The sequence below is a fragment of the Micromonospora humi genome (assembly GCF_900090105.1).
GTDB classification, from domain to species: Bacteria; Actinomycetota; Actinomycetes; order Mycobacteriales; family Micromonosporaceae; genus Micromonospora; species Micromonospora humi.
In genome coordinates, this window is record NZ_FMDM01000003.1 from 214150 (window position 1) to 227449 (window position 13300).

General features: G+C 73.6%; 11 protein-coding genes. 3 read left to right on the forward strand and 8 right to left on the reverse strand.

What is annotated here, in order from left to right:
- Positions 1 to 31: 31 nt before the first annotated feature.
- The 4 genes from GA0070213_RS06945 to GA0070213_RS06960 form a co-directional block, all read right to left on the reverse strand.
- Positions 32 to 946, reverse strand: a complete 915-nt coding sequence (locus tag GA0070213_RS06945; RefSeq protein WP_175441239.1) for an LLM class flavin-dependent oxidoreductase — start codon at positions 944 to 946, stop codon at positions 32 to 34.
- Between the two features lie 119 nt (positions 947 to 1065).
- Positions 1066 to 1944 carry an oxidoreductase gene (locus GA0070213_RS06950; protein WP_091059205.1) on the reverse strand — a complete coding sequence of 293 codons (879 nt, stop codon included), beginning with the start codon at positions 1942 to 1944 and terminating at the stop codon, positions 1066 to 1068.
- Between the two features lie 80 nt (positions 1945 to 2024).
- Positions 2025 to 3350: a low temperature requirement protein A gene (locus GA0070213_RS06955; RefSeq protein ID WP_091059208.1), complete on the reverse strand. Its 1326-nt coding sequence runs from the start codon at positions 3348 to 3350 to the stop codon at positions 2025 to 2027.
- A gap of 62 nt (positions 3351 to 3412) precedes the next feature.
- Positions 3413 to 3979 (reverse strand): TetR/AcrR family transcriptional regulator, encoded by a 567-nt coding sequence (locus GA0070213_RS06960; RefSeq protein ID WP_091059211.1) that lies wholly within the window; start codon positions 3977 to 3979, stop codon positions 3413 to 3415.
- 146 nt (positions 3980 to 4125) lie between these two features.
- Between GA0070213_RS06960 and GA0070213_RS06965 the strand changes: the two genes are divergently transcribed.
- On the forward strand, positions 4126 to 5070 hold the full coding sequence (locus GA0070213_RS06965) for an SDR family NAD(P)-dependent oxidoreductase (RefSeq protein ID WP_091059214.1): 945 nt from the start codon (positions 4126 to 4128) through the stop codon (positions 5068 to 5070).
- A gap of 58 nt (positions 5071 to 5128) precedes the next feature.
- On the opposite strand, the gene sucB is transcribed toward GA0070213_RS06965, so the two are convergent.
- A complete protein-coding gene (gene sucB, locus GA0070213_RS06970; protein WP_091059218.1) occupies positions 5129 to 6994 on the reverse strand; it encodes a 2-oxoglutarate dehydrogenase, E2 component, dihydrolipoamide succinyltransferase in 1866 nt (621 codons plus the stop codon).
- A 67-nt stretch (positions 6995 to 7061) separates the two neighbouring features.
- The gene (lpdA, locus tag GA0070213_RS06975; protein ID WP_091059222.1) at positions 7062 to 8453 is read right to left on the reverse strand and encodes a dihydrolipoyl dehydrogenase; all 1392 of its coding nucleotides are present in this window, start codon (positions 8451 to 8453) and stop codon (positions 7062 to 7064) included.
- 177 nt (positions 8454 to 8630) lie between these two features.
- Between lpdA and GA0070213_RS06980 the strand changes: the two genes are divergently transcribed.
- On the forward strand, positions 8631 to 8960 hold the full coding sequence (locus GA0070213_RS06980) for a hypothetical protein (RefSeq protein ID WP_091060113.1): 330 nt from the start codon (positions 8631 to 8633) through the stop codon (positions 8958 to 8960).
- A gap of 76 nt (positions 8961 to 9036) precedes the next feature.
- Here the strand turns inward: GA0070213_RS06980 and GA0070213_RS06985 are convergent, their stop codons facing one another.
- Positions 9037 to 10605, reverse strand: a complete 1569-nt coding sequence (locus GA0070213_RS06985; protein ID WP_091059226.1) for a leucyl aminopeptidase — start codon at positions 10603 to 10605, stop codon at positions 9037 to 9039.
- Positions 10606 to 10770: 165 nt separating this feature from the next.
- Here GA0070213_RS06985 and gcvT point away from each other — a divergent pair, with 165 nt between their 5' ends.
- A complete protein-coding gene (gene gcvT, locus GA0070213_RS06990; protein ID WP_175441240.1) occupies positions 10771 to 11895 on the forward strand; it encodes a glycine cleavage system aminomethyltransferase GcvT in 1125 nt (374 codons plus the stop codon).
- A gap of 83 nt (positions 11896 to 11978) precedes the next feature.
- Here the strand turns inward: gcvT and GA0070213_RS06995 are convergent, their stop codons facing one another.
- Positions 11979 to 13271, reverse strand: a complete 1293-nt coding sequence (locus GA0070213_RS06995) for a DUF2314 domain-containing protein (RefSeq protein WP_091059234.1) — start codon at positions 13269 to 13271, stop codon at positions 11979 to 11981.
- Positions 13272 to 13300 lie beyond the last annotated feature (29 nt).

The window sequence follows — 13300 nt, forward strand, 5'->3', positions numbered from 1 at the left end:
CTATCTCGAGTGCGCTCGAAGTCGACCCGTTTCACGCCAGCCCGGGCAGGAGCGGTGCGAGCGCGGCGACCGCGTCGGCGCGTACCACGAAGCGGGTGACGCCCCAGCGGCGCTCATGCGTGGCGACTGCCGACGCGATCTCGTCCGCCGTGCCGATCAGCACGAACGGGGTGGCCAGCACCTCGGCCGGGGTGAGACCGGTCTCCGCGGCCGTCTCGGCGGCGACCGCCTCGGCGTCGTCGGTCACGGCGACCCGCTGGACCAGTGCCTCCAGGACGGGCGGCTCGGCGCGGCCGGCCGCGCCGGCGGCCACGTGGGCGAGCTGCGCGTCGAGCTGGTCGGACCGCCACCGGACCTCGTGCCGGTGACCGTCGGCGAGGGTGCGCCCGAAGCCGGTCAGCCCGACCACGTCGGCGTGCGCGCCGGCCCAGCGCAGCAGCGTCGAGTTGGCGGTGCCCACGGTCAGCGGGATCCGCTCCTGGACCGGTCGCGGCCCGTCGAGGCGGGCGGCGAACGCGGCCAGGTCCGGCGTGTCCACGGTGACCTCGTCGCCGGCCAGCAGCGCGCATACCGCCTCGGCGACCGCGACGCAGCGGCGGACCCGGCCGGCGACGTCCGGGCGCTCACGCCCGACGGCCCGCCACTCGCCCGGCGTGTGGCCGGCGCCCAGGCCGAGCCGCGCCCGCCCGCCGGAGACCACGTCCAGCGTGGCCACGTCGGCGGCGAGCAGGAGCGGCTCACGGACCCCGGCGTTGGACACGTACGAGCCGAGGCCCAGCGTGCCGGTCACCGCCGCCGCCGCGGCGAGCGCCACGAACGGGGACGGGCCGAAGCCCGGGTGGTCGGCCGCGGAGAGCGCGTCGAAGCCGGCTGCCTCGACGGTGCGGGCCAGCTCGGCCCAGCCCGCCGCGTCGGTCGCCCGGGCCTGTACGGAGAAGATCGCCATCGGCCCAGTCTCCGGCCCCGACGCCCTCTCCACCCACCCCTTCTGCCGTGGGCCGAAGGGTAAGGCGGGGCCCCCGCTCAACGCCTGGTGCATAACAAGGGGCCCCTCCTAACCACCCCTCAGACCACGTCGAGGCGCGCCAGGGCGGCGGGGGAGAGGCGCAGCGCGCCGGCCGCGACGTTCTGCTCCAGGTGCGCCGGGTCGCCGGTGCCGGGGATGGCGAGCACGTTCGGGCCCCGGCTCAGCGTCCAGGCCAGCCGGACCTGCGCCGGGGTGACGCCGTGCTCGCGTGCCACCGCGAGCACCTCCGGGTGCTCCTCGCCGGTCGCCCCGGCCTCCCGGCCGCTGGTCACGATCGAGAAGAACGGCACGAACGCGGTGCCGTGCGCGGCGCAGTCCCGGATCAGCTCGTCGTTGCTACGGCGGTAGCCGAGGCCGTACGAGTTCTGCACGCAGACCACCGGGGCGATCGCCCGCGCCTCGGCGACCTGGTGCGGGCGGACCGCGGAGACGCCGAGGTGCCGGATCAGCCCGGCGTCGACCAGTTCGGCGAGCGCGCCGAAGTGCTCGCCCAGCGGCTCCGGCCCGTACACCCGGAGGTTGACCACGTCGAGGTGGTCCCGGCCGAGCTGGCGCAGGTTCTCCTCGACCTGGCCGCGCAACTGCTCCGGCCGGGCCATCGGCAGCCACCCGCCGGACGGGTCCTTGCCGGGCCCGACCTTGGTGACGATCACCAGCTCATCCGGGTACGGCGAGAGCGCCCGGTTGATCAGCTCGTTGGCCGAGCGCAGCGGCGAGAAGTAGAACGCCGCCGTGTCGATGTGGTTGACGCCCAGCTCGACCGCGCGGCGCAGCACGGCGACGGCCCGGTCCCGGTCGCTCGGTCCGCCGTCGGCGTTCGCGGTCAACCGCATCGCGCCGAGGCCGATCCGGTTGACGGTCCGGTCGCCGAGCTGCCAGGTGCCGGCCGCGCCGGCGTGGACGGTGTCGATGGTCATGGTGTCCCCGTTCCTCTCGGAGCCCCGTGATGGGGCCGAGCAGTTCCACGGGGCCGACCGCCGACCGGTTCAACCCCGCGTCACTCGCCCTCGTCGGGCCGCTCGTGCCACCGGGCCCGCCAGGCCGCCTCGTGCGCCTCGTGACTGGCCCGTTCCTCGAAGACCAGCTTCCGCAACGCCCGCCGGCCCTCGTCGAAGACGATCACCTCGGCCGTCACCATACCGACCGCGATCACGGTCAGGATGGCCATCGCGACCAGGCCCGGCACCCGCTCGGCGAGCGGGATCGCGGCGCCCAGCAGCAGCACCGCGACAACCCGGGTCCAGCTCACCGTGCGCAGCGTCCGCGCCTGGAACAGCATGTTGCCGCAGAGATAGCAGGCCACACCGCCGAAGAGCAGCGGTACGGCCGGCCCGTGCGCCGACTCGGCCGGGGACACGTCCGGATTGGCGATGTCGTGCACGATCATCTCGGCGCCGAGCGCGAACAGGATGATCCCCGCGATCATCGGCAGGAACAGGTACGCGTACGCGTCCCGGGCCATCGCCACCCGCGGCCCGTCCCGGGCGGCGTGCAGGGCGATCCGGGCGGCCGGACCGACCAGGTCGTAGTGCGCCCACCAGAGCGCGGCGGTGAAGAAGATCCCGAGCGCCGCGGCGGTCACGGCCGGCCAGGTGGGCGGCTGCCCGAGCAGGTTGCTGCCGACACCGACGGAGATCACCGACTCGCCCAGCGCGATGATCAGGATGAGGTCGTACCGCTCGGTCCAGTGTTCGGCCGAGGCGACGCCCCAGCCCCAGGTCCCGGCGATGATGCCGGTGCCGTACTGGAGCAGCACGACGGTGGCCCACAGGCCGTCCCGGACCACCGACGCCGTGAACAGGCCGTCGATCTTCGGCGGCACCAGCGCGGCGACCAGCAGCAGCGCGGTGCTGCCGATCACCTCCGGGGTGAACCGGATGAGCTGCCGGCGCTCGTTCGGGCTGTCCCGCACCACGTGCCGGTAGAGCAGCAGGTGCACCAGGCGCAGCACGGTGTAGCTGAGCGCCGCGACGATCGGGCCGGCGGCGTTGCCGCGCGGATCGCGGAACGCGTTCGGCAGGGACAGCGCGAACGTGAACAGCGCGGCCATGCCGACGGTCATGAGCACCGGGACGAAGCCCTCGCCGAGCCGGACCCGGGTGGCCACCACGCTGTGCACCACCCACGACCACCAGAGCACGGCGAGGACCAGCAGGGCGTGCAGCAGGGCGCCGCCGGTCACCTGGAGCGCGGTGGCCCGGGTGATGATGAAGAACGAGAAGACGAAGACCAGGTCGAAGAAGATCTCGAACCGGTCCACCCGGGCTCCCGGGGCCACCGGCACCGCCGGCCCGAGGCGCCCTCGCCACCCGTACCCGCCCACCGGCCGAGTCTGTCAGCGTGCCGGCGGTCGCGGGCCGGAACGGGCCGGGCCGGCGTCGAGGGTCAGCCCGGTCGGTGACGCAGTCCGTCCATCAGCAGGTCGAGCAGGCGACCGGCCTGTTCCCGCTGCTCGGGCTCGCCGGCCACCAGCGCCACGCCGCTCAGCCCGGCGAGCACGTCGGCGGCGGCCACGTCGGAGCGTACGGTGCCCGCGGCGACGCCGGCGGCGAGCAGGTCGTTCAGCGCGGCGAGCAGCCGGTCGCGGCTGTGCGCGTACGGGTTGGCGCCGGAGGCGATGACCAGCCGCAGCGCGTCGGCCATGCCACGTTTGGTGGCGAGGTAGTCGACGAACCGATCCATCCAGTCCCGCACCGCGACCTCGGCGGGTCGGGTGGCGAGCAGGTCCGGCACGGCGTCGCAGAGCTTGGCCAACTCGTTGCGGTACGCCGCCTCGACCAACGCCTCCCGGGTCGGGAAGTGGCGATAGAGAGTGCCGATGCCGACCCCCGCGTCCCGGGCCACGCGGTCCAGCGTTACCTCGGCGCCCGCCTGGGAAAACGCCTGGACCGCGGCGTCCACCAGGCGTTGCCGGTTGCGCTGGGCGTCGGCGCGCAGTGGCCGGTCGGGCACGGCTCCTCCTCGGTTCGACCGGGCACCGGGCCCGGCGGACTAGCAACCGGAGGGTCCTCCGGTTAAGCTCGACGTAACGGAGGATCCTCCGCTTTTCATCGTAGCGGGCGGACACCGGTCCGCCCCGCCGCCGACAAGGATGGATCATGACCACCAGCAACCCCGTCACCACGCCGTTCTCCCGCGACACCACAGCCCTGGAGGTGGTCCGCGGTCTCGACCTGACCGGGCGGCGGGCCGTCGTCACCGGCGGCGCCTCCGGCATCGGCGTGGAGACCGCCCGCGCGCTCGCGGCCGTCGGGGCGGACGTCACCCTCGCCGTCCGCAACCCCGACGCCGGGCAGCGCGCCGCCGAGGACATCACCGGCACCACCGGCAACGACCGCATCCTGGTCGCCCCGCTCGACCTCGCCGACCTCGGCTCGGTCGCGGCCTTCGTCCGCACCTGGGACGGGCCGCTGCACATGCTGGTGAACAACGCCGGCATCATGGCGTCGCCGGAGATGCGCACCGAGCAGGGCTGGGAGATGCAGTTCGCGACCAACCACCTCGGCCACTTCGCGCTGGCCACCGGGCTGCGCCCGGCGCTCGCCGCGGCCGGGACCGCGCGGATCGTCTCGGTCAGTTCGGCCGCCCACCTGCGCTCGCCGGTGGTCTTCGACGACATCCACTTCCGGCAGCGGCCGTACGACCCGTGGCAGGCGTACGGGCAGTCCAAGACCGCGAACGTGCTCTTCGCGGTCGAGGCCACCCGGCGCTGGGCCGACGACGGCATCACCGTCGACGCGCTGATGCCGGGCGCGATCCGCACCAACCTCCAGCGCTACATCAGCGACGAGGAGCTGGACCGGATGCGCGCGCAGAGCGGCGGCGGCGCGGCCTACTGGAAGACCCCCGAGCAGGGGGCGTCCACCTCGGTGCTGGTCGCGGCCTCGCCGCTGGTGGCCGGCGCCGGCGGCCGGTACTTCGAGGACTGCCAGGAGGCCGGCGTGAACCAGCCGGGCACCCGCACCGGCTACGCCCCGTACGCCCGGGACCCGGAGGCGGCCGAGCGGCTGTGGACGGTCTCCGAAGAGCACCTGCGCGGCTGACCCGGAAACGACGCCAGGGGCGCACGGCAGTCGCCGTGCGCCCCTGGCGTGTCGAACGTCAGAGACCGAGCTCGGCCTCGAAGTTGCCGGCCTCCAGCCGCTCCTTGACCGAGGTCAGGAAGCGGGCGGCGTCGGCGCCGTCGATGAGGCGGTGGTCGTACGACATGGCCAGGTAGACCATCGACCGGACCGCGATGACCTCGCCCAGCTCCGGGTCGTTGACCACGACCGGGCGCTTCACCACGGCGCCCGTGCCGAGCATCGCCGACTGCGGCGACGGCACGATCGGGGTGTCGAAGAGCGCGCCCCGGCTGCCGGTGTTGGTCAGCGTGAACGTCGCCCCGGCCATCTCGTCCGGCGTGATCTTGTTGGCCCGGGTGCGCTCGGCCAGGTCGGCGATCCGCTTGGCGATGCCGCCCATGTTGAGGTCACCGGCGTTGTGGATGACCGGCACGAGCAGCCCGCGCTCGGTGTCCACGGCGATGCCGAGGTGCTCGGCGGCCGGATAGGTGATCGTCCCGCCGTCGAGGTCCATGCTCGCCTGGATGATCGGGTGGGTCTGCAGCGCCTCGATCGCGGCCAGGGCGAAGAACGGCAGGAAGGACAGCTTCACGCCGTGCTTGGCCTGGAACGAGTCCTTGGCCCGGGCCCGCAGCTTGGCGACCTTGGTGACGTCGACCTCGACGACAGTGGTCAGCTGCGCCGTCTCGTGCAGCGACTGCTGCATCCGCTTGGCGATGGTCGCCCGGATCCGCGGCAGCTTCTCCGTGGTGCCCCGCTTGGCGCTCGGCTCCGGCTTGGCGGCCGGCTGGGCCGGCGCCTTGGCGGCGGCGGGCTCGGCGGCGGCCGGCTGAGCCGGCGCGGCCTTGGCCGCCTTCGCCTTCTCGGCCGCCTCCAGCACGTCCTGCTTGCGGATCCGGCCACCCACACCGGTGCCGTTGACCGAGCCCAGCTCGACACCGTGCTCGGCGGCGAGCTTGCGGACCAGCGGCGTCACGTAACCGGCGGCCTCCTCGCCGCCACCCTGGGCCGGGGCCGTCGGGCGCTGCGGCGTGGGGGTCGGCGCGGACGGCTGGGCCGCCTGCTCCGCCTTGGCCGGCTCGGCGGCCTGCTCCGCCTCGGCGGACGGCTCGTTGTAGGACATGCCCGGGGTCGGCTCCTCGACCTTGGGCTCCGGCTTCGGCTCCGCCTTGGGCTCGGGCTTCGGCTCGGGCTTCGCCTCCGCCTTCGGCTCGGGCTTCGGTTCGGGCTTCGTCTCGGCCGGTGCGGCGCCGGCCGCACCGACGATCGCCAGCACGGCGCCGACGTCGGCGGTCTCGTCCTCGGCGACCTTGATCTCCTGAACCGTGCCGGCGACCGGTGACGGGATCTCGGTGTCCACCTTGTCGGTGGAGACCTCCAGCAGCGGCTCGTCCACCTCGACGGTCTCGCCGACCTGCTTGAGCCAGCGGGTGACCGTACCCTCGGTGACGCTCTCGCCCAGGGCCGGCATGGTCACCGGGGTGCCCTCACCCGACGACGCGGCGGGCTGGGCCGGCTCCTCGACGGCCGACTGCTCGGCCTCGGCGCCGGGCTCCGCGGCGGCCTGCTCGGCCTGCTCCGGCTCGGGGCCGGTGCCCTCGGCGGCGGCGGTCGGCTCGGTGGCCGGCTCCACCTCCTCCTTGGGGGCGCTGCCGGCGTCCTCGCCCTCACCGGCGATGACCGCCAGCTCGCTGCCGACCTCGGCGGTCTCGTCCTCGCCGACCACGATCCGGCTCAGCACGCCCGCAGCGGGCGACGGGATCTCGGTGTCGACCTTGTCGGTCGACACCTCCAGCAGGGGCTCGTCGACCTCGACGGTGTCACCCTCCTGCTTGAGCCAGCGCGTGACGGTGCCCTCGGTGACGCTCTCGCCGAGCCGGGGCATGGTGACCGATACCGGCATGTTCTCCAGACTCCTTTGTTCCCCTGGTGGGATCATCGCCCGTCGCCGGACGCCGCGGTTGTCGTGGTCAGTTGTGCGCGTGCAGCGGCTTGCCGGCCAGGGCCAGGTGCGCCTCGCCCAGGGCCTCGTTCTGGGTCGGGTGGGCGTGCACGAGCTGCGCCACCTCGGCCGGGTAGGCCTCCCAGTTGTAGATGAGCTGGGCCTCGCCGATCAGCTCGCCGACCCGCGCGCCGACCATGTGCACGCCGACCACCGGGCCGTCGTCCACCCGGACCAGCTTCACGTGGCCGGTGGTCTTGAGGATCTGGCTCTTGCCGTTGCCGCCCAGCGGGTAGTTGTAGGTCTTGACCTTGTCGGCGCCGTACTGCTCCTTGGCCTTCGCCTCGGTCAGGCCGACCGACGCCAGCTCGGGGTCGCAGTAGGTGACGCGCGGGATGCCCACCTCGTCGATCACGGCCGGGGTCTTCCCGGCGATGTCCTCGGCGACGAAGATGCCCTGCTGGAAGCCGCGGTGCGCGAGCTGCAGGCCGGGCACGATGTCGCCGACCGCGTAGACGTTCGGCACGCTGGTGCGCAGCCGCTCGTCGGTCAGCACGTAGCCGCGGTCCATCTTGACGCCCTGCTCCTCGTAGCCGAGGCCGGCGGTGTTGGGGCCGCGACCGACGGCGACCAGCAGCAGCTCGGCCTCGACCGTGTCGCCGCCCTGGATGGTCAGCTTGACGCCCTTGTCGGTCTTCTCGACCTTCTCGAACGGCTTGCCGACCTTGAAGTTGATCTTCCGCTTGCGGAACGCCCGCTCCAGCGCCTTCGACGACTCCTCGTCCTCGGCGGCGACCAGGCGGGGCAGCGCCTCGACGATGGTCACGTCGACGCCGAAGGACTTCCAGACGCTGGCGAACTCGACGCCGATGACGCCGCCGCCGAGCACGATCGCCGAGGCCGGGATCCGGTCCATGGTGAGCGCGTGGTCGCTGGTGATGATCCGCTCGCCGTCGACCTCCAGGCCGGGCAGGCTCTTCGCGTACGAGCCGGAGGCCAGCACGACGTTGCGGCCGGTGTAGCGCTTGCCGTCGACCTCGACCACGTTCTTGCCGACCAGCTTGCCGGCGCCGGCCACGAAGGTGATCTTCTTCGAGCTGCCCACCAGGCCCTGCAGGCCCTTGTAGAGGCGGGAGATCACGCCGTCCTTGTACGAGTTGACCGCCGCCATGTCGATGCCCACCAGCTCGGCCTTCACGCCGAACTGCTCGGACTCGCGGGTCTGGTCGGCGATCTCGGCGGCGTGCAGCAGCGCCTTGGTGGGGATGCACCCGTTGTGCAGGCAGGTGCCGCCGAGCTTGCCCTTCTCGATGAGCGCGACGGAGAGATCCAGCTGGGCGGCACGCAGCGCCGCCGCGTAGCCGCCGCTACCACCTCCGAGGATGACGATGTCGAAGGTCGTGTCGTTCGGCTCGCTCACATCCAACTCCCAGGTCGCGTCACTGCATCGGGGGTTACGGCGGGGTAACAGGTACACCCCACCTCGGTCATCTTGTCACCACCGGCGGCCGAGCGCGTACCGAGGTGCCCAACGACACGTCGGCGACACGTACCCTTGGCATCGTCTTCGATGACGTCCGGGGGAGGAGTGGATCCGGTGGCGCTGTTCCGACGACGCAAGCGGGTGGCCGCGGTGAGCCGCGACCGCACCGCCGACCGCGCCGATCTGGACCATCTTGAGAACTTCGTCCGCACCCGCAAGGGCGTCGAGGCCTACCTGGAACCGCGGACGACCGTCACCGAGACCACCGTCATCCTGATCGCCGACGACGGCGAGTGGACCCGGCGACGGGTCGGCAGCCCGGAGGACGCCCGGCGCTGGGCCCACAAGACCGCCATCCCGATCTACGACGTGCGCCTGATGGGCTACCCGCAACGGATGCGCGACTACAACGAGCGCCGCAAGCGCCGCCCCGAGCTGTTCTGAGCGCCGCCGGCCGCCAGGTGTTAAAAGGGGCCCCCGCCTATGCAGAATGCGTTAAGCGGGGGCCCCTCCTTGCACCTCAGCCGTTGGCGGCGACGTCGTCGACGAGCTGGAGCAGGGTGCGGACGGGCACGCCGGTGCCGCCCTTGGTCCAGTAGCCGGTCGGCTCGCCCGAGTGGTAGCCGGGGCCGGCGATGTCGATGTGCGCCCACGCCACGTCCTCGGTGACGAACTCACGCAGGAAGACGCCGCCCTGGAGCATGTGCCCGGCCCGGTCCATGCCGGCGTTGACCTGGGAGATGTCGGCGACGTCCGACTCCATGCCCTTGCGCACGTCGTCCGGCAGCGGCATCGGCCAGGCCGGCTCGCCGGTCGCGTCGCCGGCAACCCGGACCCGCTCGCACAGCTCCGGGGTGCCCATCACGCCGGCGATCCGCTTACCCAGCGCGATCACCTGACCGCCGGTCAGCGTCGAGGTCTCGAACAGGTAGTCGGCACCGTCCTCGCAGGCCCGCGCCATGGCGTCGGCCAGGATCATCCGGCCCTCGGCGTCGGTGTTGAGCACCTCGACCTTCTTGCCGTTGTACATGCTGATCACGTCGCCCGGCCGGTAGCTGGTGCCCGACGGCATGTTCTCCGCCATCGGCAGGTAACCGGTCACGGTCACCGACGGCTTGAGCGCCGCGACCGCGAGCATGGCCGCGCCGACCGCCGCCGCGCCGGCCATGTCCGACTTCATCTCCCACATGCCCTGCGCCGGCTTGATCGAGATGCCGCCGGTGTCGAACGTGATGCCCTTGCCGACCAGCGCCACCTTCTTGCCGTTGCCGCCGCCGGCCGGCGTCCAGGTGAGCTTCACCAGCCGCGGCGGGGCCTCCGAACCCTGGCCGACGGCGAGGATGCCGCCGTAGCCGCCGGCGGCCAGCGCCGCCTCGTCGAGCACCTCGACCGTCAGGCCGGCCTCCCGGGCGGCGGACGCCACGGCGTCGGCGAACGCCGGCGGGCGCAGCTCGTTCGGGGCGGTGTTCACCCAGTCCCGGCTGGTCCGCACCGCGCCGGCCACCGCCTGCGCCCGGGCCACCTCGGCCTGGGCGGTCGCGTCGGCCGCGTCCGGCACCGAGACCAGCACCTCGGCCACCGGCTCGCGCCGGGCCGGCTGTGGCTTGGTCTTGTAGCCGGCGAACCGGTAGCCGCCGAGCAGCGCGCCCTCGGCGACCGCGCGCAGCGCGGCCGGGGCGTCGGCGTCGTCCGGCAGCGGCAGGGCGAGAGCGACCCGCGGCGCGCCGGCCAACGCCCGCACCGCCGCGCCCGCGGCCCGGCGCAGGGACTCGGGAGCGGGAGCGGCGCCCGAGGGCTCCGCGCCGAGCCCGACGGCGACGACCAGCGGGGCGGTCACCGTGCCCAGCGTGGCCAGCTTGATCACCTCGCCGGGGCCACCTGTCGCGCCGAGCAGGGCCAGCGTCTCGGTCAGCTTTCCGTCGAACGCGGCGGCGATGCTCTCCGCGCCGCTGGCCAGGAGCAGGGCGCCGGCGGGTGCGCCGTGGCCCGGTTCGGTGGTCTGGCTGTGCACGCCGATCACGATCGCGTCGACGGCGAGTTCGGCGGGGTCGGTGTCGACCAGGCTGAGGGTGGTGCGGGGCGATGTCACGAAAGCTACTCCGGGCGGGCCGGGCCGGCCGCGTCGTCGCGTGCCGGCGATGAAGGTCTCTCCGGCGGCAACCTACCCGCCGGAAGCGTGGCTGTCCCGCCGATGCGAGTCGACGGGATCCCGCCGATGCTAACCACCGTGGTCCCGGCCGGTAAGTTGCCACCCATGACCGAGGTGACCTCCGACGCCGCCGAGACCCGGCTGCGCCGTTCCCCGCTGCACGAGCGACACACCGCGCTCGGCGCGAAGTTCGCCCCCTTCGGCGGCTGGCAGATGCCGCTCGAGTACGCCGGCGGCGGCGTGCTGAAGGAGCACACTGCCGTGCGGACCGGGGTGGGCGTCTTCGACGTCTCGCACCTGGGCAAGATCCGGGTCACCGGCGCCGGCGCGGCGGGCTTCGTCAACGCCTGCCTCAGCAACGACCTCGGCCGGATCGCGCCCGGCCAGGCCCAGTACACGCTCTGCTGCGACGACGCGACCGGCGGCGTGGTGGACGACATCATCGCCTACCTGCACGCCGACGACCACGTCTTCCTGGTGCCCAACGCGGCGAACACCGCCGAGGTGGCGCGCCGGTTGCGCGCCGCCGCGCCCGACGGCGTGGACGTCGCCGACGAGCACGAGGCGTACGCGGTGCTCGCGGTCCAGGGGCCGGGCTCGGCGGAGCTGCTCGCCGGGCTCGGGCTGCCCACCGGGCACGACTACATGAGCTTCTCCACCGCCCACCTCGGCGGGGTCGAGCTGAGCGTCTGCCGGACCGGCTACACCGGTGAGCTGGGCTACGAGCTGGTCGTGCCGGCCGAGCACGCGGTCGCCGTCTGGGACGCGATCGTCGCCGGCGGGCCGGAGGCGCGCGCCTGCGGCCTGGCCGCCCGGGACACGCTGCGCACCGAGATGGGGTACCCGCTGCACGGGCAGGACCTCTCCCTCGACATCACCCCGGTGCAGGGCCGCTCCGGCTGGGCGGTGGGCTGGGACAAGCCGGCCTTCTGGGGCCGGGACGCGCTGCGCGCCGAGAAGGCCGCCGGCCCGGCCCGTACGCTGCGCGGCCTCACCGCGGTCGACCGGGCCATCCCACGCCCCGGCATGACCGTGCACGCCGGTGACCGGCAGGTCGGCGTGGTGACCAGCGGCACGTTCAGCCCGACGCTCAAGCACGGCATCGCGCTCGCGCTGGTCGACACCGACCCGAAGCTGCCCGACGGCGAGGAGCTGGAGGTGGACATCCGCGGGCGCCGCGCCCGGATGCGCCTGACGAAGCCGCCGTTCGTCCAGCCCTCGGTGCGCTGAGCCGCCCGGTCAGTCCTCGCGCAGGCGCTCGGGCTGAGCCGCCGGGTCAGTCCTCGCGCAGGCGCTCGGGCTGAGCCGCCGGGTCAGTCCTCGCGCAGGCGCTCGCCCGCGTCGAGGACGGCCTGGGTCCAGCCGCCCTCCAGCACGCCGGTGCCGTCCAGGACGGCCCAGTCGACCACGTCGGACGCCTCCACCACCACCGGTGAGCCGATCCGCACGCTCGGGTCGCTGTTGGCGTCGGTGGCGCTCGCGCCGACGATCCGTTCCGGGGCGTCCCACGACGTCACGCCGGCCCAGACGTACTCCGGGCCCTCATCGCCGGGCAGGCCGTACTTGACCACGAGCTGGCTCTCGTCCGGCAGCCCGCCGGCCAGGAACCGGGCCCGGATGTCGCCGAGCGCCGCCCGGGCGGTCGCCACCGCCCGGCTCATCGCGTCGCCCGTGCGGGCGTAGCGGACGTCGGGCTGGATGCCGTTGAACAGCGTCGCGCAGGCGGCGGCGAAGTAGCGGCCGGGCGGACCGGGATGCCCGGTCGGCGGGTTCAGGCTGAGGAACGAGTCGGCGTCCGGGTCGGTGGCCGGGTCCAGCTCCAGGCGCAGCAGCACCGGCGCCGTCGCGCCGTGCTGCTCCGGATTGCCGTACGCGACCGCGATGTCGTGCCCGGTCACCGTGGCCAGCACCGGAAGCTGCACGAACGCGGGCACCTCCTCGCCGGACAGCCCGTCGGTCCAGTCCCGCAGCAGCCGTCGGGCCGCCCCGGTCATCACCGCGCCCCAGGCCCGGGTGAGATGGTCCGGCACGCCCTGCGCCTGCAACTCCAGCAGCCCGAACCGGCGCAGCCCCTTGGTGGTGAACCAGAGCCCGTCGGCGTCCGAGGAGTAGGGCACCAGCACCCAGTCGACGAGCCGGATCCGGCCGTGCTCGTCCGGCAGCGAGCGCAGCGCGGCGGCCGGGTCGAGGAACTGGAGCCCGAACACGTCCACCACGTCCCCGCCGACCGTCTCGGCGACCGCCGCGGCGACCGCCCGGGCCGCCCACTCGTGCGCGGGCGGCCAGCCCGGCCGGTATTCGGCCTGCACCACCACCAGGTGGGTGGCGGCGGCGAGCCGGGCCAGTTGCTCCTCGGTCGCGCCGAACGCGGCGAGCAGGTCCGGCGGCAGCTCGGGGAACTCGTCGACGGTGCGGGTGTCCACGCTCATCAGCGGGCTGTCCAGCATCTGCTTGGCCAGCCCGTGCACCGGCGGGGCCAGCCGGCCCGCCAGCCCCTCCACGGCCGTCTTCGGGCTGACCCGGGGCAGCCCCTCGATCGGCACCAGGTAGGTCGCGTCGAGCGACTCCGGCACCGGTACGGGCAGGAAGTCGTCCGTGATCAGCATCCGTCCCCCTCGACCGCGCCGTGCACTCA